19 protein-coding genes are annotated in these 17,507 nt (G+C 59.6%); 12 read left to right on the top strand and 7 right to left on the bottom strand.

The features are described 5' to 3' along the window. Positions 1-9 precede the first annotated feature (9 nt). Positions 10-903 carry a methylisocitrate lyase gene (gene prpB / locus FFI16_RS04710; protein WP_138814337.1) on the bottom strand — a complete coding sequence of 298 codons (894 nt, stop codon included), beginning with the start codon at positions 901-903 and terminating at the stop codon, positions 10-12. Continuing rightward, positions 900-1,613 carry a GntR family transcriptional regulator gene (locus tag FFI16_RS04705; protein ID WP_138814336.1) on the bottom strand — a complete coding sequence of 238 codons (714 nt, stop codon included), beginning with the start codon at positions 1,611-1,613 and terminating at the stop codon, positions 900-902. The genes prpB and FFI16_RS04705 overlap by 4 nt, the downstream gene beginning before the upstream one ends. Before the next feature lie 272 nt (positions 1,614-1,885). On the opposite strand from FFI16_RS04705, the gene FFI16_RS04700 reads away from it, so the two are divergent. The 6 genes from FFI16_RS04700 to FFI16_RS04675 all read left to right on the top strand — a co-directional run bounded on the left by FFI16_RS04700 (position 1,886) and on the right by FFI16_RS04675 (position 7,299). Then, complete coding sequence (locus FFI16_RS04700) at positions 1,886-2,419, top strand: ATP-dependent zinc protease (protein WP_138814335.1); 534 nt, start codon at positions 1,886-1,888, stop codon at positions 2,417-2,419. 5 nt (positions 2,420-2,424) lie between these two features. Further along, entirely contained in the window at positions 2,425-3,957 is a 1,533-nt protein-coding gene (locus tag FFI16_RS04695; protein WP_138814334.1) for an inactive transglutaminase family protein, read from the top strand. After that, complete coding sequence (locus FFI16_RS04690) at positions 3,957-4,943, top strand: alpha-L-glutamate ligase-like protein (protein WP_138814333.1); 987 nt, start codon at positions 3,957-3,959, stop codon at positions 4,941-4,943. Before FFI16_RS04695 ends, FFI16_RS04690 begins: the two co-directional genes overlap by 1 nt. A 128-nt stretch (positions 4,944-5,071) precedes the next feature. Then, complete coding sequence (gene pabB / locus FFI16_RS04685; RefSeq protein ID WP_138814332.1) at positions 5,072-6,415, top strand: aminodeoxychorismate synthase component I; 1,344 nt, start codon at positions 5,072-5,074, stop codon at positions 6,413-6,415. A 225-nt stretch (positions 6,416-6,640) separates the two neighbouring features. Continuing rightward, positions 6,641-6,943 carry a type II toxin-antitoxin system HigB family toxin gene (locus FFI16_RS04680; protein ID WP_138814331.1) on the top strand — a complete coding sequence of 101 codons (303 nt, stop codon included), beginning with the start codon at positions 6,641-6,643 and terminating at the stop codon, positions 6,941-6,943. Next, entirely contained in the window at positions 6,943-7,299 is a 357-nt protein-coding gene (locus FFI16_RS04675) for a type II toxin-antitoxin system HigA family antitoxin (RefSeq protein ID WP_099548788.1), read from the top strand. The genes FFI16_RS04680 and FFI16_RS04675 overlap by 1 nt, the downstream gene beginning before the upstream one ends. A gap of 109 nt (positions 7,300-7,408) precedes the next feature. Here the strand turns inward: FFI16_RS04675 and thrH are convergent, their stop codons facing one another. Continuing rightward, complete coding sequence (thrH, locus tag FFI16_RS04670; protein ID WP_065929901.1) at positions 7,409-8,026, bottom strand: bifunctional phosphoserine phosphatase/homoserine phosphotransferase ThrH; 618 nt, start codon at positions 8,024-8,026, stop codon at positions 7,409-7,411. A gap of 151 nt (positions 8,027-8,177) precedes the next feature. Between thrH and FFI16_RS04665 the strand changes: the two genes are divergently transcribed. From FFI16_RS04665 to FFI16_RS04655, 3 genes are all read left to right on the top strand, one after another. Next, positions 8,178-8,912 (top strand): phosphoadenylyl-sulfate reductase, encoded by a 735-nt coding sequence (locus FFI16_RS04665; protein ID WP_017134733.1) that lies wholly within the window; start codon positions 8,178-8,180, stop codon positions 8,910-8,912. Positions 8,913-9,345: 433 nt separating this feature from the next. Next, complete coding sequence (locus tag FFI16_RS04660; RefSeq protein ID WP_138814330.1) at positions 9,346-10,875, top strand: NCS1 family nucleobase:cation symporter-1; 1,530 nt, start codon at positions 9,346-9,348, stop codon at positions 10,873-10,875. Between the two features lie 13 nt (positions 10,876-10,888). Next, positions 10,889-11,608 (top strand): aspartate/glutamate racemase family protein, encoded by a 720-nt coding sequence (locus tag FFI16_RS04655; RefSeq protein WP_099486679.1) that lies wholly within the window; start codon positions 10,889-10,891, stop codon positions 11,606-11,608. Between the two features lie 10 nt (positions 11,609-11,618). Here FFI16_RS04655 and FFI16_RS04650 read toward each other — a convergent pair whose 3' ends face one another. Continuing rightward, on the bottom strand, positions 11,619-12,542 hold the full coding sequence (locus FFI16_RS04650) for a LysR family transcriptional regulator (RefSeq protein ID WP_138815364.1): 924 nt from the start codon (positions 12,540-12,542) through the stop codon (positions 11,619-11,621). Positions 12,543-12,647: 105 nt separating this feature from the next. On the opposite strand from FFI16_RS04650, the gene FFI16_RS04645 reads away from it, so the two are divergent. Further along, complete coding sequence (locus tag FFI16_RS04645; RefSeq protein WP_138814329.1) at positions 12,648-13,394, top strand: 3-oxoacyl-ACP reductase family protein; 747 nt, start codon at positions 12,648-12,650, stop codon at positions 13,392-13,394. 126 nt (positions 13,395-13,520) lie between these two features. On the opposite strand, the gene FFI16_RS04640 is transcribed toward FFI16_RS04645, so the two are convergent. Together FFI16_RS04640 and FFI16_RS04635 are read right to left on the bottom strand one after the other, a co-directional pair. Continuing rightward, positions 13,521-14,210, bottom strand: a complete 690-nt coding sequence (locus FFI16_RS04640; RefSeq protein WP_138814328.1) for an HAD-IA family hydrolase — start codon at positions 14,208-14,210, stop codon at positions 13,521-13,523. A gap of 94 nt (positions 14,211-14,304) precedes the next feature. Further along, a complete protein-coding gene (locus FFI16_RS04635; RefSeq protein WP_138814327.1) occupies positions 14,305-15,153 on the bottom strand; it encodes an oxidoreductase in 849 nt (282 codons plus the stop codon). 97 nt (positions 15,154-15,250) lie between these two features. On the opposite strand from FFI16_RS04635, the gene FFI16_RS04630 reads away from it, so the two are divergent. Together FFI16_RS04630 and FFI16_RS04625 are read left to right on the top strand one after the other, a co-directional pair. Further along, a complete protein-coding gene (locus FFI16_RS04630; protein ID WP_138814326.1) occupies positions 15,251-16,147 on the top strand; it encodes a LysR family transcriptional regulator in 897 nt (298 codons plus the stop codon). 17 nt (positions 16,148-16,164) lie between these two features. After that, positions 16,165-16,548, top strand: a complete 384-nt coding sequence (locus FFI16_RS04625; RefSeq protein ID WP_138814325.1) for a DUF2784 domain-containing protein — start codon at positions 16,165-16,167, stop codon at positions 16,546-16,548. Here the strand turns inward: FFI16_RS04625 and FFI16_RS04620 are convergent. Next, the gene (locus FFI16_RS04620; protein WP_138814324.1) at positions 16,508-17,476 is read right to left on the bottom strand and encodes an NAD-dependent epimerase/dehydratase family protein; all 969 of its coding nucleotides are present in this window, start codon (positions 17,474-17,476) and stop codon (positions 16,508-16,510) included. The two genes, FFI16_RS04625 and FFI16_RS04620, sit on opposite strands and share 41 nt — an antisense overlap. Positions 17,477-17,507 lie beyond the last annotated feature (31 nt).

The following is a 17,507-nucleotide window of genomic DNA, read 5'->3' as shown; positions in this document are numbered from 1 at the left end:
GCGCGTTCGTTACTTTTTCGCGGCGAACAGCGCGTCGAGCTTCTGCTCGAAGGTGTGGTAGTCGATGCGATCGTAAAGCTCCATGCGGGTTTGCATGGTGTCGATCACGTTCTGTTGCGTACCGTCGCGACGGATCGCGGTGTAGACGTTCTCGGCAGCCTTGTTCATGGCACGGAAAGCCGAGAGCGGGTACAGCACGATGGAAACATCGGCAGATTTCAGTTGATCGACGGTGTAGAGAGGGGTTGCACCGAACTCGGTAATGTTGGCCAGGATCGGGGCCTTTACCTTTGAGGCGAAGAGCTTGTACATCTCCAGCTCAGTGATGGCTTCCGGGAACACCATGTCGGCGCCGGCTTCGATGCAGGCGGCGGCACGGTCCAGGGCCGACTCCAAGCCTTCAACCGCCAGCGCGTCGGTGCGGGCCATGATCACGAAGCTGTCGTCGGTGCGCGCGTCTACGGCGGCCTTGATGCGGTCGACCATTTCCTGCTGGGACACGATTTCTTTGTTCGGGCGATGCCCGCAACGCTTGGCGCCGACCTGGTCTTCGATGTGGATGGCAGCGGCGCCGAACTTGATCATCGACTTGACGGTGCGCGCCACGTTGAACGCCGAGGAGCCGAAACCGGTGTCGACGTCTACCAGCAGCGGCAGGTCGCACACGTCGGTGATGCGGCGTACGTCGGTGAGTACGTCGTCCAGGCCGGTGATGCCCAGGTCCGGCACGCCCAGAGAACCGGCTGCTACGCCGCCGCCTGACAGATAAATCGCCTTGAAACCGGCGCGCTTGGCCAGCAGCGCGTGGTTGGCGTTGATGGCGCCGACCACCTGCAAGGGCTGTTCGCTGGCCACGGCGTCACGAAAACGCTGGCCTGGAGTGGTTTTATTGTTGGAACTCATGACTCACCTCGTGATGAAGGAGCGCCGTCCGGGAAGTGACGGGCAATATTACGTTTGGAAGCGCCGATATGCCGGCGCATCAACAACTCGGCCAGTTCACCGTCGCGATCGGCAATCGCGTCAAGAATGCGGTGATGCTCGGCAAAAGCCTGGCGTGGACGATTCGGGGTGGCGGAGAACTGGATGCGGTACATGCGCACCAATTGGTACAGCTCGCCGCAGAGCATTTGGGTAAGGGTGCGGTTACCGGCGCCTTGAATTATCCGGTAATGAAAATCGAAGTCGCCCTCCTGCTGGTAGTAGCCCAGGCCCGCCTGAAACGCTTCGTCGCGCTCATGGGTGTGCAACACCTGGCGCAGCTCTTCGATTTCGGCGTCGGTCATGCGCTCGGCGGCCAGGCGGCAGGCCATGCCTTCCAGGGATTCGCGGATTTCATACAGCTCTATCAGCTCGGCGTGGCTCAAGGACACCACTCTTGCGCCGACATGCGGCACGCGCACCAGCAGGCGCTGGCCCTCGAGACGGTGGATAGCCTCACGCAACGGGCCACGGCTGATGCCGTAGGTGCGCGCCAGCTCCGGTTCGGAGATCTTGCTGCCGGGAGCGATTTCACCCTTGACGATGGCGGCCTGGATACGCCGAAAGACGTTCTCTGACATCGTCTGGGAATCGTCTTGCGACACCAGCGGCGTTTCCAGCTGACCCAGCATATTGTCGACACCTTTAAAAGCAATGCCGCAAAAACTAGCCAATCAAGCCTTAATAGTCAAAGAATAAATCCACATTGTCGACAATCGTCTAATAACCCCTTCTGCACCTTCGCGGAGCATGGCCGCCTGCCAGCGCTGGCGCCAGAAAAGCATCATGTTAGAATGCCCGCCGCTTTTGCCTGACATCACTTGATGAAACGGCGCACGAGGGAGTTTGCGCAGCAATGCCAGTCGCCTTGAATTAAACATCGCACTGCACCGCGTCAGGATCTATGAGACTCAAGCCCTTCCTTCTTATTTGCCTACTGTGCTTACCTGGCCTTGGCGTTGCCGCCGAGAAGACCGTGTATGGCCTGAATGAATACGCCAAATTGGCCGGCATCGACCTGGAAGTCGCCGCCAAACTCGACACCGGCGCCAAGACCGCCTCGTTGAGCGCCCGCGATATCAAGCGTTTCAAGCGCGACGGCGAATCCTGGGTACGCTTTTACCTCGCCATCGACACCGCCCATTCCCACCCCATCGAACGCCCCCTGGCCCGCGTCAGCAAGATCAAGCGCCGCGCCGGTGACTACGACCCCGATGAGGACAAGAACTACACCGCCCGCCCAGTGATTGCCCTGGATATCTGCATGGGCACTGCTTTACGCAGCATCGAAGTGAACTTGACTGACCGCAGCGCCTTCCAATACCCGCTGCTGATCGGCTCCGAAGCGTTGAAACGCTTTGATGCGCTGGTCGACCCCAGTCTTAAATACGCAGCGGGCAAACCCGCCTGCGCCGCCGACGCTCATACCGCCGAGTAAACCGAATGCGCTCTCTGACCCTGCACCTGAGAATCCTGATCACCATCCTGGTGGTGTTGGGTATTTCGGTCACCGCCTATCAGATTTTCGTGCTGGGAATCCCCGTCACCGAAGACGCCACCGACGACTTGTGGAACATCGACGCCAAGGTCGAGTTCGTCGCAAACCCCAAGGACCCGGTAAAAATCTCGATGTTCGTGCCGCCCCTGAGCCGCGACTTCGTCAGCCTCAACGAGAGTTTTATTTCCAATAACTACGGCGTGAGCGTCAACCGCACCGACGGCAACCGCAAGGTCACCTGGTCGGCGCGCCGCGCCAAGGGCAACCAGACGCTGTATTACCGCCTGGTGCTGACCAAGCGTTACAGCGGCGAAAAGGTCAAGGTCAAAGGCCCGACCTTCCGCGACAGCATCGCCGTCGAAGGCCCGGAAAAAATCGCCGCCGAAGCCCTGCTGGCGCCGATCCGCCAGCATTCGGCCGACGTCGAAACCTTTATTACCGAGGCGATCAAGCGCACCAACAACCTCAACGACGACAATGTAAAGCTGCTGCTGGCGGGCGACCCGTCCACGCCACACAAAGCCAAGATCGTCGAACTGTTGCTGTCCATCGCCCATGTACCGGTGGAAAAAGTCCACACCATCCGGCTCGTCGCCGACCAGCCGCAAACCCCGGAACTGTGGCTGCGCAGCTTCAACGGCAATGACTGGCTGTACTTCAACCCGGAAACCGGCGAGCAAGGCCTGCCGTCCGACCGCCTGCTGTGGTGGACCGGTGATGAAAACCTGATTTCGGTGGAGGGCGGCAAGAAAGCCATGGTGACCTTCAGCCTCAACAACAGTGAGATGAACGCGATTCGCCTGGCCAAGCTGACCGACGAAAACACCGACGCCAACTTCCTCGAATACTCGCTGTACGGCCTGCCGCTGCAAACCCAGCAAACCTTCATGATCATGGTGATGATCCCCATCGGCGTGCTGGTAATTCTGATCCTGCGTAACCTGATCGGCCTGCAAACCCTGGGCACCTTCACTCCGGTGCTGATCGCCCTGGCGTTTCGCGAGACGCAATTGGGCTTCGGTATTGCGCTGTTTACCATCATCACGGCGCTGGGCCTGTCCCTGCGCTCGTACCTGGAACACCTGAAATTACAGATGCTGCCGAGGCTCTCGGTGGTGCTGACATTCGTGGTGGTGCTGATTGCGGCCATCAGCCTGTTCAGCCACAAGCTGGGCCTGGAACGCGGGCTGTCGGTGGCGCTGTTTCCGATGGTGATTCTGACCATGACCATCGAGCGTCTGTCGATCACCTGGGAAGAACGCGGTGCCAACCATGCGCTGAAAGTGGCCGTAGGCACACTGTTCGCCGCCGCCCTGGCGCACATCATCATGAGCGTGCCGGAGCTGGTTTACTTTGTGTTCACCTTCCCGGCGATCCTGTTGATCCTGGTGGGTTTCATGTTGGCCATGGGTCGCTATCGCGGCTATCGCCTCACCGAACTGGTACGTTTCAAGGCCTTCCTCAAGGCTGACTCGTAATGTTTGGCTTCTGGAAAACCTGGAAGGCCCTGGAAGCGCGGGGGATCATGGGCATCAACCGGCGAAACGCCGATTACGTGCTCAAGTACAACAAGCGCAGCCTGTACCCGCTTGTGGATGACAAGATCATCACCAAGGAACGCGCCCTGGCTGCCGGCCTGCACGTGCCGGAAATGTACGGGATCATTTCCACCGAAAAAGAAATCGACAAGCTCGACGAGATCATCGGCGGGCGCAGCGACTTCGTGATCAAACCGGCCCAGGGTGCCGGCGGTGATGGCATCCTGGTGGTGGCCGACCGTTTTGAAGGGCGCTACCGCACAGTGTCCGGCAAAATCATCAGCCATGAAGAAATCGAGCATCAGATCTCCAGCATCCTCACCGGCCTGTATTCCCTGGGCGGCCACCGCGACCGCGCACTGATCGAATACCGCGTGGTGCCCGACCAGATCTTCAAGAGCATCAGCTACGAAGGCGTGCCGGATATCCGCATTATCGTGCTGATGGGCTACCCGGTAATGGCGATGCTGCGCCTGCCGACCCGCCAGTCCGGCGGCAAGGCCAACCTGCATCAGGGCGCGATTGGCGTGGGCGTGGACCTCGCCACCGGCCTGACCCTGCGCGGCACCTGGCTGAACAACATCATTACCAAACACCCCGACACCACCAACGCGGTGGATGGCGTGCAACTGCCCAACTGGGACGGGTTCATGACGCTCGCGGCCGGCTGCTATGAGCTGTGCGGGCTAGGCTATATCGGCGTGGACATGGTGCTGGACCAGGAAAAAGGCCCGTTGATCCTGGAGCTGAATGCGCGGCCTGGGCTGAATATCCAGATCGCCAACGACTGCGGTTTGACATTGCGTACCCATGCGGTGGAAGCACGACTGGACGAACTGAAAGCGGCTGGCGTGACGGAAACTCCGGAAGAACGGGTGAAGTTTGTGCAGGAAATGTTTGGGCATATTCCTCCCGTGGAAGGCTGATGGCCTGCCTGCGATAGCTTTCTGACAAGCAACACCTCTATCTAGCTATCACCGACATCCCCTCTAGGACCAAACCCTTCAGGGGACTACAATCGCCTCCCCCACGCCACCGGCTGATCCACCCCGCAATGTCGACCTGCTCCGTACACCCGCTGCCCTACCGGGCCAACCCCGCCGACTACTTTGCGGCAATTCGTCATGCCACTGGCGCAGTGCTGCTCGACAGTGGTCGCCCGGCTGCCGAACGCGGGCGTTATGACCTGCTCAGCGCCTGGCCACAAGCGACATTGACGGTAGCGCCTGACGAAAGTGGTGGTGATTTCCTGCAACGCTTGCGGACAAACCTGACGCAGTTAGGCGAAGCGGATCTGCCTGCAGGTTATGCACTACCCTTTGCTGGCGGCTTGATTGGCTACTTGAGTTACGATTTTGGCCGGCACCTGGAGCAACTGCCTGATTGGGCCGTAGATGACCTGCACCTGCCGGATGCGCGTTTCGGGCTGTATGCCTGGGCGCTGATCAGCGATCACCAGGCGCAGACCAGTCAGTTGGTGTTTCACCCCGCGTTGCCCGACAGCGAACGGCTACGGTTGATCGACCTGTTTGGGCAACCTGCGGCTATATCGCCTGACACGTTCAAGCTGAACGGTCCCATGGCACCGGCCCTCACATCCGAGGCCTACCGGCAGGCCATCGTGCGTATTCAGGACTACATCCAGGCAGGTGACTGCTACCAGGTCAACTTTGCGCAACGTTTTCGCGCGCCCTGTGCCGGCGATCCCTGGGTCGCGTATTGCGCGCTGCGTGAGGCCTGCCCTACACCTTTTTCCGGGTTTCAGAGCCTGCCGGATGACGGTGCGATACTCAGTCTGTCGCCAGAACGATTCGTGCGGATCAGCGAACGCCAGGTCGAAACCCGCCCGATCAAAGGCACCCGCCCGCGTGGGTTGACGCCTGAAGAAGACGCCGCCAATGCCGCCGAACTCCTGGCCAGCCTCAAGGATCGCGCCGAAAACCTGATGATCGTCGACCTGCTGCGCAACGATCTCGGCCGCACTTGCCGCACTGGCTCGGTGAAAGTGCCGGAGTTGTTCAGCCTGGAAAGCTACCCCAATGTGCACCATTTGGTGAGCTGCGTGACGGGGGTGCTGGCCGACGACAAAGACGCCCTCGACCTGATCGCCGGCAGCTTCCCTGGCGGCTCCATCACTGGCGCGCCGAAGATCCGCGCAATGCAGATCATCGATGAGCTGGAACCGACTCGACGCGGGTTGTACTGCGGCTCGCTGGTGTACCTGGATGTACGCGGCGAAATGGACAGCTCCATCGCCATCCGCAGTTTGCTGGTCAAGGATGGGCACGTGAACTGCTGGGGCGGTGGCGGGATCGTGGCGGATTCGCAATGGGAGGCGGAGTATCAAGAGTCGCTGACCAAGGTACGGGTCTTGTTACACACTTTGGAAAGCCTGTAGCCCCCCCTTTCCTGGCGCTCGCTCGCGGCGCCCAGCGACAGAAAAAACCTGAATCAGAATGGCTGTGGACGGAGTATGAGCGGGCGGATAGCGTCCGGTTCAGACCGTCCACCCGCCACCTGTGAAGGATCACATGAAGCGAATGCCTACTCGTCAGAAATTATTTCCGGGATTGCATCTCACACCAACCCCACCTAATATCTCCCAAATTGGGAGGGAACAGTGATGCGGATAATCGCCCTCTCTACCTTACGGACATTCTGGGAAAGCCATCCCGCTTATACCGATGCCAGGACACCGCTGGTCGAGCTGTATCGCCATATGGAGAGGACCACCTACACAACGCCACAGGCACTCAAGGCAGAGCTCAGAACGGCGAGTATTCTCAAGGGCAGCCGGGTGGTGTTTAACGTGGGCGGCAACAAGTATCGAGTGATCATGGCGATCGACTATCAACGACAACTGGGGTTCGTGCGTTTCGTGGGAACCCATACGCAGTACGACCAGATCAACGCGGAGACCGTGTGATGAACATCAAACCTATTCATTCCCAGGAAGACCTGACCGCTGCGCTTGCGCGTGTGGAGCAGCTCTGGGGCGCAGACATCGGCTCGCCTGAGGGTGACGAGCTGGAAATTCTCGCCGTGCTTATTGAAAAATACGAGGCGGAACACTTTCCCATGCCGCCTTCGGACCCGGTGGAGGCGATCAGATTTCGCATGGAGCAGCTTGGCATGACTGCCCGTGATCTGGAGCCCTTTATCGGCACCAGTGGGCGGGTGTCAGAGGTGCTGAACCACAAACGCAAGCTGAGCCTGTCGATGATCAAGCGGCTGCATGAAGGCTTGAGCATTCCTTATGAGCGGTTGTTGGCCGGGGTTTAGGCAGTGGCCGCACGGGCCTCATCGCGGGCAAGCCCGCTCCCACAAGTTGACCGCATTCAGTCTGGGAGCTGGCTTGCCTGCGATGGGGCCATCGACAGCGCTGAGTCACTTACAGGCTCAACTGCCGATTCGACGCCTTGATAAACTCTTTCTTCAAGTCCTCAAAGGTATGCACCGCCGGGAACTGAGGGAACTCGCGAATCACATTTTCCGGCGCATGGAACAGAATCCCACGGTCAGCTTCACCCAGCATCGTGGTGTCGTTGTAGGAATCGCCAGCAGCGATCACGCGGTAGTAAAGCGTCTTGAACGCCAGCACCGACTGGCGTTTTGGGTCTTTCTGACGCAGTTGGTAACTCACCACACGATCATTTTCATCAGTGATCAGACGGTGGCACAACAAGGTCGGGAAACCGAGCTGGCGCATCAACGGCTGGGAGAACTCATAGAAGGTGTCCGACAGAATTACCACCTGGAAGCGTTCGCGCAGCCAGTTGACGAACTCGATGGCACCGTCCAGTGGCTTGAGGGTGGCGATCACTTCCTGGATATCGGCGAGCTTGAGCCCATGCTCGTCAAGAATGCGAAGGCGCTGCTTCATCAACACGTCGTAGTCGGGAATGTCACGGGTGGTGGCCCGCAGGGATTCAATACCGGTTTTTTCGGCGAAGGCGATCCAGATTTCCGGAACAAGCACCCCTTCCAGGTCGAGACAGGCAATTTCCACGAGACACTCCTATTGGATGTTGTTAGTTGAGCGAGCAAAAGGACTGCCGAACTCTAGCGATTCAAGCGCGGCGCCGCAACGCAGAGCGGATTTTGATACCATCGCTCCCCTATAGAGCGCTCAGCGCCACTGACCTGTAGGAACCGTCCTGATGAACCAAGCCTTCGACGTCGCTGAACTCGCCGCGACTTATGCCAATAAATCCGCTCAGGACATTCTCAAGCTGGCATTCAGCCAGTTCGGTGATGACCTGTGGATTTCCTTCAGCGGTGCCGAGGATGTGGTGCTGGTCGATATGGCTTGGAAGCTGAACAAGAACGTCAAGGTGTTCAGCCTCGACACCGGCCGCCTGCACCCAGAGACCTACCGGTTTATCGAGCAGGTGCGCGACTTCTACAAAATCGACATCGAACTGATCTCGCCGGACCAGAGCAAGCTGGAACCCTTCGTCAAAGAGAAAGGCCTGTTCAGCTTCTATAAAGACGGCCATGGTGAATGCTGCGGCGTGCGCAAGATCGAACCGCTGCGCCGCAAACTGTCCGGTGTAAACGCCTGGGCCACCGGTCAACGCCGCGACCAGAGCCCCGGCACCCGCAGCCAGGTGGCGGCGCTGGAGATCGATACGGCGTTTTCGACTCCGGAACGTACGCTGTACAAATTCAACCCGCTGGCGCAGATGACCAGCGAGGAAGTCTGGGGTTACATCCGTATGCTGGAGCTGCCCTACAACAGCCTGCATGAGCGCGGTTTTATCAGCATCGGCTGCGAGCCCTGCACCCGCCCGGTATTGCCCAACCAACACGAGCGCGAAGGCCGCTGGTGGTGGGAGGAAGCCACGCAGAAAGAATGCGGGCTGCATGCTGGGAATATCATCAGCAAGGCTTGAGATATAACGCGGTAAAAAGTGTGGGAGCGGCGGTGCGAGCAAGTCGAACCGTCGCACCGCCGCTCCCACATTTTGTTTTGCGCCGCCCCATAAAAAATGTACACACAAATGTAACCATAAGTGCCATTTACGTGTGCAATCTGCGTCCTTCCGCACCAAAACGTAACACTCATTTCTGAACGCTGTTCGACGCATTAACAGAGCGCCTCCCCATCTAAAAATAAATACCTGTTCAAACGGTCAATTTATATTGCTTTTAATTCAGTAATTTATTCAACAGACCTATAAAAACGAAATTAACCCTGATTTTCATAGATCCAAAACTGGCACGCATGTGGCTTAAGGTGAATTGCGCTTTGTATACAATAAATACAAAACATACATACACTTTGCCATCTGCAGCGCTCCTGCAGATGCGCCGGAGCCTGCCGGAATGCGTACAAGCCTCTCGAATGACATCGCACTGGATCTGCCCTCCTCCGCCCTGAACCCCGAGGCCACAAGCCCTGGCCCATTGGTGCTCAGCCCACGCTTGCACAACAGGGACCTGGCACCCACCAAAGCCGAAGGCCGACGCTGGGGGCGCTACAGTATTTTCGCGTTGTGGACCAACGACATGCACAACATCGCCAACTATTCGTTTGCCATCGGCCTGTATGCGCTGGGCCTTGGTGGCTGGCAGATTCTGCTGTCCCTGGGGATTGGCGCGGCGCTGGTGTACTTCTTTATGAACCTGTCGGGGTTTATGGGCCAGAAGACCGGGGTGCCGTTCCCGGTGATCAGCCGTATCAGTTTCGGCATTCACGGTGCGCAGATTCCGGCGTTGATCCGCGCAGTGATCGCGATTGCCTGGTTTGGTATCCAGACCTACCTGGCCTCGGTAGTTTTCCGTGTGTTGCTGTCGGCGATTCATCCAGGGTTTGCCGACTATGACCATAACTCGATTCTCGGCCTGTCGACCTTGGGCTGGGCGTGTTTCATCACGATCTGGTTTGTGCAGTTGGCGATCCTGGCGTACGGCATGGAAATGGTGCGCCGCTATGAAGCTTTCGCAGGGCCGGTGATTCTGGTGACCGTGGCTGCGCTGGCCGGCTGGATGTACTTCCAGGTTGGCGGCAATATTGCCTGGTCGATCCGCGAGCCTTTGAGCGGCGGCGAGATGTGGCGCAACATCTTTGCCGGTGGCGCGCTGTGGCTGAGTATCTACGGCACGCTGATCCTCAACTTCTGCGACTTCGCACGCTCCTCGCCGTGCCGCAAGACCATCCTGGTCGGCAATTTCTGGGGGCTGCCGGTGAATATCCTGGTGTTTGCCGCGATCACCGTATTGCTCTGCGGCGGGCAGTTCCAACTCAATGGCAGGGTAATTGAAAGCCCGACCGAAATCATCGCGGCGATCCCCAATACCTTCTTCCTCGTGCTCGGCTGCCTGGCGTTCCTGATCGTCACCGTGGCGGTGAACATCATGGCCAACTTTGTCGCACCGGCCTTTGTGCTGAGCAACCTGGCGCCCAAGTACCTGAACTTCCGGCGTGCCGGGCTGATCAGCGCCACCGTGGCGGTGCTGATCCTGCCGTGGAACCTCTACAACAGCCCGCTGGTGATCGTGTATTTCCTTTCCGGGTTGGGCGCACTGCTGGGGCCGTTGTATGGCGTGATCATGGTTGATTACTGGCTGATCCGTAAAAGCCAGGTGGATGTATTGCAGCTGTATAGCGAAGACCCGAATGGCGCTTATTACTACAGCCGTGGGGTCAATTTACGCGCGGTGGCGGCGTTTATTCCTGCGGCGGTCATCGCGATTCTGCTGGCGCTGTTGCCCGGTTTTGCCAGCGTCGCACCGTTTTCCTGGCTGTTTGGCGCCGGTATTGCAGGGTTGTTGTACTTGCTGATCGCCAAGCGCCACGCGTTCTACGCCGATGTCAGCGGCGAAAGTATTGCAGTCGATAACGTCAGTCATTAATCAAGGACATTCCATGCGCATCCTCGTGGTCAACGTCAACACCACCGCCTCCATCACCGACACCATCGCCCAGCAGGCGCGGGCCGTGGCGTCACCGGGCACCGAGATTGTCGGGCTCACCCCGTTCTTCGGTGCGGAATCAGTGGAGGGCAACTTTGAAAGCTACCTGGCCGCCATCGCGGTGATGGACCGGGTGATGGCCTACGACCAGCCGTTTGATGCGGTGATCCAGGCCGGCTATGGCGAACATGGCCGTGAAGGTCTGCAGGAATTGCTCAACGTGCCAGTGGTGGACATTACCGAGGCGGCGGCCAGTACGGCGATGTTTCTGGGCCATGCCTACTCGGTGGTCACCACCCTGGACCGTACCGTACCGTTGATTGAAGACCGCCTGAAACTCGCAGGTCTGTATCAACGCTGCGCCTCGGTACGCGCCAGCGGCATGGCGGTACTGGAGCTGGAAGAAGACCCGCTGGCCGCCATGCAAGCCATTGTGCGCGAGGCGGAACTGGCCATCCGCGACGACAAGGCCGAAGTGATCTGCCTGGGCTGCGGCGGCATGGCCGGGCTGGATGAGCAGATTCGCCAGCGCACCGGCGTGCCGGTGGTGGATGGCGTGACGGCGGCGGTGACCATTGCCGAATCGCTGGTGCGCCTGGGGTTGTCGACGTCGAAGATCAGGACTTATGCGACGCCACGGCCGAAGAAAGTGATTGGTTGGCCAGGTCGGTAGATCGCCGTGATCAAATCGCGCTGAATGCTTGCCCCAGTTTCTGCTCGGCAAACTGCTCGATGATGAAGTCCACAAACGCCCGGGTCTTGCCGGGCAGCAGTTTGTGTTCGGCGTAGTAAATGGAGATGTTGCCGTCGTCGACGTACCAATCGGGCAGTACGCGCACCAACTTGCCGCTGGCCAGCCAAGGCACGGCAAACGGCATGCTCACCAGTGCAATGCCCAACGCCTGGTCTGCCGCGACGCAGGCCGCCTGGGAATCGCTCATCGTCATGCGGGCCTTAAGGTTCAACGGGCCATGCGCACCGTGGCGGCCGGTCAGTTGCCAGGAGCGCACTCGGCCGGTTTGTGGCGAGCGGATCAGGATGCCATCGCAGTGCTCAAGGTCTTCAGGCTGCAATACCCTCGCACGTGTCGCCAGATAATCAGGTGAGGCCACCAGCACACGATGCGCCGGCGCGAGTTTACGCGCGACCACGCCCTGAGGCAGTTCAAAACCGCCGCCCAGTGCGGCGTCGAAGCCCTGGCCAATCAGGTCGACCTGGCGATTGTCAAAATGCCAGTCGGGGCTGATATCGGGGAAGCGTTTTAGAAACTCCCCCAACAACGGCACGATGTATAAACAGCCGACCACCGTGCCCATGCTGACTTTCAAGGTTCCCACCGGCCGCCCTTCGGCGCTGGCAAGGTTGGCCACGGCATTCTGGATGGTGGTGAGGCTGGCGCTGACTTCTTCGAGGAACAGCTTGCCGGCTTCGGTCAGCGTCAGCCGCCGGGTGCTGCGCTGAAACAGCCGGACCCCGAGGCGCGCTTCCAGCTTGGCGACGCTTTTACCGACTGCCGCCGGGGTCAAACTCAGGTGTCGGGCCGCTTCGGCAAAGCTGCCACCTTCGGCGCTGCGCACGAAACATTCGATACTGCCAAAGCTCTCCATATCGATCACTCTAAACTTTTGGTTTACACAGACTATAGCAATCACGGTCTACCGGCTTGGGTGGGTGAGGCCGATACTCGGTCCATCAACTACTTGGAGATCGACATGACCACACACACCCTCAGCGGCAAAGTTGCATTGATCCAGGGCGGCTCCCGCGGCATTGGCGCTGCCATCGTCAAGCGCCTGGCAGCGCAAGGCGCGGCCGTCGCCTTTACCTATGTCAGCTCCGCCGCCAAGGCCGAGGCACTGCAAAACAGCGTGATCAGCGCAGGCGGCAAAGCCTTGGCCATTCAGGCCGACAGTGCAGATGCCACGGCGATTCGCGACGCCGTCAACGCCACCGTCGAAGCCTTTGGGCGCCTGGATATCCTGGTGAACAACGCCGGCGTGCTGGCCATCGCGCCACTGGAAGACTTCAAGCTGGAAGACTTCGACCAGACCCTGGCAATCAACGTGCGCAGCGTGTTTATCGCTACCCAGGAAGCGGCCAAACATATGGGCGAAGGCGGCCGCGTGATCAATATCGGCAGCACCAATGCCGAGCGCATGCCGTTTGGCGGTGGCGGACCGTATGCGATGAGCAAGGCAGCGCTGGTGGGGCTGACCAAGGGCTTGGCACGGGATCTGGGACCGCGCGGCATCACCATCAACAATGTGCAGCCAGGGCCGGTTGATACCGATATGAACCCGGCAGATAGCGAATTTGCCGAGAGTTTGATTGGCTTGATGGCGGTTGGGCGGTATGGGCAGGTCGAGGAAATTGCCAGTTTCGTGGCGTATCTGGCAGGGCCGGAAGCCGGCTACATCACGGGTGCAAGCCTGACCATCGATGGTGGTTTCAGCGCATAAAACTTCTGCCGCACCGCAAAACCAAATGTGGGAGCTGGCTTGCCTGCGATGGCGATCTTGAGGACGCTATCGCAGCGATGCGGCGACCCGACAAGCCAGCTCCCACTTTTTTTTGAGCGTGTTGGGTCAGGACATCGGTGGCAAGCCGTAGGCCGCCAGGTCAAAGTCCGCCAGCTTGCGGATGATCTGGTCGGCATGCTGGTACTTGCTGTCGGCCATGGCTTCATCAGGCACGGCGATGGCAGTCATGTGGGCGGCCTTGGCGGCGGTCACGCCAAATGGCGAGTCTTCGAACACCAGGCAATCCTCGGGCGCAACACCCAAGCGGCGTGCGGCGGTGAGGAAGATATCCGGCGCGGGTTTGGCGGCCCCCACTTCAGGGTCATCGGCCGTGACGATAGTGCCGAACAAGCCAAACCACTCACGGTGCAAGGTGGTCTTGTGGCCAAACGAATTGCGCGACGAACTGGTACCCACGGCAATCGGGATGTTGTGCGCCTTCAAGTGCCGCACCAGCGCTTCGGCACCGGGCATGCCCAAGGCTTTGGGGAAACGCTCGCTCATCAGCGGTTCGCGAATCAACAGAAACTCCGCCGGCGTGATCGGCAAGTTCAGCGCCTTCACCACATAGTCAGCCAGGTCCTGGGCGCCTCGGCCGATGATGTGCTGCTTGATGCCCCAGTCGTAGGTGCGGCCGTAGCGTTCGGCGATGATCTGTGTGACTTCGGTGTAGATGCCTTCAGTGTCCAGCAACAACCCGTCCATATCGAAAATCACGGCCTTGATCGGACCGACTGCAGCACGCGGTACATTCATCGCAACAGAACCTTGGGGGAAGGACTAAAAGGATTCAGCACAATAACGGCCTACAGCCTGTGTAAGCAACCGTTGCGGCCCTTCCCCTGCGGCGCTATTCAGGGAAATCCGCCCCCTCGGTCACCTCGGCCCATGCGTCAAAATCAGCACTCAACGCCTCGACTTTGGTACGTGCAAAGCCCAGCGCGGCCTTGCCCAATAGCAAGCGCAATGGCGGGTGCTCGGCTTCCACGGCCTTGACGATGGCCAACGCTGCACGCACCGGATCGCCCGGTTGCTTGCCGCTGTAGCTACGTACTCGGCTGGTACGGGCTGCCGCTGTGTCGCGATAATCGTCGATAGCCTGCGGTGCTTCATTGGCCGAACGCCCGGCCCAGTCGGTGCGGAACGGGCCTGGCTCGACCAGCAACACCTTGATGCCCAGCGGCGCGACTTCCTGGGCCAGCGCTTCGGACAAACCCTCCACCGCAAACTTGGTGGCGTTGTAGAAACTCAAGGACGGGAACGCGGCAATCCCGCCCACCGACGAAATGTTCACCACACTGCCCGAGCGACGTGCGCGCATGCCCGGCAGCACGGCGCGGGTCATGGCGCTGAGGCCCCACACATTGATCTCGAACATGCGGCGCACTTCGTTCAGGTCGCTTTCTTCAAACGCGCCGAAGTAGCCGATACCGGCGTTGTTGACCAGCACATCGATATGCCCGAAACGGGCTTGCGCGGCCTGCACCGCTGCATTGACCTGGGCCTGATCGGTCACGTCCAGCGCCAGCACCAGGGCGATGTCTTCATGGCCCGCAACAATATCTTCCACCTGCTGCGGGTTGCGCGCAGTGACCACCGTCGGGTAGCCGAGACTCAAGGTGTGCACCGCCAATTGGCGACCAAAACCGGTGGAGCAACCGGTGATAAACCAAACAGGTTTTGCAGTTGAATCGGTCATGAAATGGCCTTCCTCGTGGGTGTGAAAAAAGTATGCGCGCGGGCGTTCCTGTGAAAAAGATGCATAATCCACATGCCCCTTCCGGAAAAACCACACAATGGACACGCCTGATTTTCAACAATTGCGCCTGTTCCTGCAGGTCGCCCGCACCAAGAGCTTTACCCAGGCGGCCGATGCGGTGAGCCTGTCGGTCTCCACCGTGAGCCAGCGCGTTGGCGCACTGGAAAAACAGCTCGGCGTGCGCCTGCTCAATCGCACCACCCGTAGCGTCAGCCTGACCGAAGCCGGTACGCAATTGCTGGAAAAAATCACGCCACTGCTCGAAGAACTGGAAACCAGCTTGCACAGTGTCGCCGCCGCCACGGTCGAGGCCAGCGGCACCTTGCGCCTGAACGTGCCTTCTACTGCCAGCCGGATGGTGCTGCAGCCGCTGCTTCAAGGGTTTCTGCGCCAGCATCCGGGGATCAACCTGGAAGTGGCCGTGGATAACGCCTTGGTGGACATCGTCGCCCAGGGCTTTGACGCAGGCATCCGCTACGACCACGTGCTGGCCGAAGACATGGTGGTGATCCCGGTGGCCCGGCAACTGCGCTTCGTGATCGTCGCAACGCCAGGTTATTTACACGGGCGCACACTGCCCACTCACCCTCATGACTTGCTTGAGCATGAGTGCGTCAACTACCGCAGCGCACAGACCGGCCTGATGCACCGCTGGGACTTTGAAAAAGACGGCAAACCGATGCGGGTCACTGTGAAGGGCCGGCTGGCCACCAATGACATCGAATTGATGATTCGCGGCGCGCTCGACGGCTTCGGCTTTGCCTACGTGGCGCGCTCCAGTGTCGAGCCCTACTTGCACACTGGCGAATTGGTAGAAGTATTGGGCGACTGGATTACACACAGCGCGTTGTATCTGTATTACTTCAACCGCAGTAACACGCCAAAAAAACTGCGGGTGTTTATCGACTACCTGCAAGCTCAACTCCAGCCCTGATAAAAGCGAACTTCTTCATGCTCTATCGCATTGCTGCCGACAGCCTGGTGCTGTTCCACCTGTGTTTTATCCTGTTCGTGCTGTTCGGCGGGTTGCTGGCGCTCAAGTGGCGGCCAGTGATGTGGCTGCATCTGCCCGCCGCAGCCTGGGGCGTGGCGGTGGAAGTGTTCCACCTGCCCTGCCCGCTGACACGCTGGGAAAACCTGCTGCGTCACCTCGCCGGGCAGGACGGTTATGGCGGCGGTTTTATCGAGCATTACATTCTTACGCTGATCTACCCGGCCGGGCTGACCCCAGAGATTCAATTAGGGCTGGGTGCCATGGTGCTGCTGGTCAATATCGCGGTGTATGTGCGTTTGATCAGACGGCGTCAGGCAAACAACCCAGACCGAGCAATGTAGCTTCCACCGCCTGTTCCAGCGGGGTATGCGGCTCGTGCCCCAAAGTCGCGACCAAGCGCGTGTTGTCCAGACGCAACGGGGTTTGCCACAGGTAACGCATCTCCTGCATCTCGCGAAGAGTGACGACAAAGGGCGCAGCCATTTTCAGCAACCACCATGGGAAACGACCTACGCGTGGTTGCTGGCCTGTACTGCGCAGCACCACCTGCTGGATCGCCTGGGTCATCTGAGTGCCGTCCGTGTCCATATGCCCGGCCATGTGAAAGCGCGCAAAAGCTTCCAGGGTTGACCGGCGTTCAAGCAGTTCGACCATGGTGCGCGCCACGTCCGGCAAATAAGCCCATTGATGCGCCACACCCGGTGCGCCCGGATAGCTCACGGCGTGTACCGGTTTGCCGGGTTTGATCAAGCCTTGGGCAAACCAGTTGTTGGCCACCCGAGCGCCGAAAAAATCCCCGGCGCGCAGAATCAGCACACGGGCGCCACGGCGGGAGGCCTGTTCCAGACGCTGCTCCAGTTGGACGCGGATAGCCCCCTTGCGCGTTCGCGGGTGCTGCGGCGAATCTTCATACAGCACCGGAAACACATCCGGCCCGAAGTTGTAGACCGTGCCCGGCAACACAATCGTCGCGCCCTCGGCGATGGCCGCCGCAATGCTGTTATCGATCATCGGCATGACCAGCTCAGCCCAATTGCGATAACCCGGTGGGTTGACGGCATGCACGATCACCGCACAACCACGGGCGGCAGCGCGTACCTCATCACGATTGAGCGCATCGCCCTCGATCCAGGAAAAGTCGGCATTCGCGCGGCGGGCCTTGCCCACATCCCGCGTCAGCGCACACACCTCCCAGCCTGACGCGTGCAGTTGCCGCGCCACTTCACCGCCGATCCCGCCGGTTGCACCCAGCACCAGAACCTTGCTCATAACCTTCTCCTACCCGGTTGGTAAGGCCATT

The sequence above is a fragment of the Pseudomonas sp. KBS0710 genome, from assembly GCF_005938045.2.
Taxonomy (GTDB): domain Bacteria; phylum Pseudomonadota; class Gammaproteobacteria; order Pseudomonadales; family Pseudomonadaceae; genus Aquipseudomonas.
This window is presented reverse-complemented; position numbering and strand designations above follow the sequence as displayed.

What these genes read in the sequence shown, in the direction of transcription:
- prpB (WP_138814337.1), bottom strand. Translation starts at nt 903, where the DNA reads ATGAGTTCCAACAATAAAACCACTCCAGGCCAGCGTTTTCGTGACGCC.
- FFI16_RS04705 (WP_138814336.1), bottom strand. Translation starts at nt 1,613, where the DNA reads ATGCTGGGTCAGCTGGAAACGCCGCTGGTGTCGCAAGACGATTCCCAG.
- FFI16_RS04700 (WP_138814335.1), top strand. Translation starts at nt 1,886, where the DNA reads ATGAGACTCAAGCCCTTCCTTCTTATTTGCCTACTGTGCTTACCTGGC.
- FFI16_RS04695 (WP_138814334.1), top strand. Translation starts at nt 2,425, where the DNA reads ATGCGCTCTCTGACCCTGCACCTGAGAATCCTGATCACCATCCTGGTG.
- FFI16_RS04690 (WP_138814333.1), top strand. Translation starts at nt 3,957, where the DNA reads ATGTTTGGCTTCTGGAAAACCTGGAAGGCCCTGGAAGCGCGGGGGATC.
- pabB (WP_138814332.1), top strand. Translation starts at nt 5,072, where the DNA reads ATGTCGACCTGCTCCGTACACCCGCTGCCCTACCGGGCCAACCCCGCC.
- FFI16_RS04680 (WP_138814331.1), top strand. Translation starts at nt 6,641, where the DNA reads ATGCGGATAATCGCCCTCTCTACCTTACGGACATTCTGGGAAAGCCAT.
- FFI16_RS04675 (WP_099548788.1), top strand. Translation starts at nt 6,943, where the DNA reads ATGAACATCAAACCTATTCATTCCCAGGAAGACCTGACCGCTGCGCTT.
- FFI16_RS04665 (WP_017134733.1), top strand. Translation starts at nt 8,178, where the DNA reads ATGAACCAAGCCTTCGACGTCGCTGAACTCGCCGCGACTTATGCCAAT.
- FFI16_RS04660 (WP_138814330.1), top strand. Translation starts at nt 9,346, where the DNA reads ATGCGTACAAGCCTCTCGAATGACATCGCACTGGATCTGCCCTCCTCC.
- FFI16_RS04655 (WP_099486679.1), top strand. Translation starts at nt 10,889, where the DNA reads ATGCGCATCCTCGTGGTCAACGTCAACACCACCGCCTCCATCACCGAC.
- FFI16_RS04650 (WP_138815364.1), bottom strand. Translation starts at nt 12,542, where the DNA reads ATGGAGAGCTTTGGCAGTATCGAATGTTTCGTGCGCAGCGCCGAAGGT.
- FFI16_RS04645 (WP_138814329.1), top strand. Translation starts at nt 12,648, where the DNA reads ATGACCACACACACCCTCAGCGGCAAAGTTGCATTGATCCAGGGCGGC.
- FFI16_RS04640 (WP_138814328.1), bottom strand. Translation starts at nt 14,210, where the DNA reads ATGAATGTACCGCGTGCTGCAGTCGGTCCGATCAAGGCCGTGATTTTC.
- FFI16_RS04635 (WP_138814327.1), bottom strand. Translation starts at nt 15,153, where the DNA reads ATGACCGATTCAACTGCAAAACCTGTTTGGTTTATCACCGGTTGCTCC.
- FFI16_RS04630 (WP_138814326.1), top strand. Translation starts at nt 15,251, where the DNA reads ATGGACACGCCTGATTTTCAACAATTGCGCCTGTTCCTGCAGGTCGCC.
- FFI16_RS04625 (WP_138814325.1), top strand. Translation starts at nt 16,165, where the DNA reads ATGCTCTATCGCATTGCTGCCGACAGCCTGGTGCTGTTCCACCTGTGT.
- FFI16_RS04620 (WP_138814324.1), bottom strand. Translation starts at nt 17,476, where the DNA reads ATGAGCAAGGTTCTGGTGCTGGGTGCAACCGGCGGGATCGGCGGTGAA.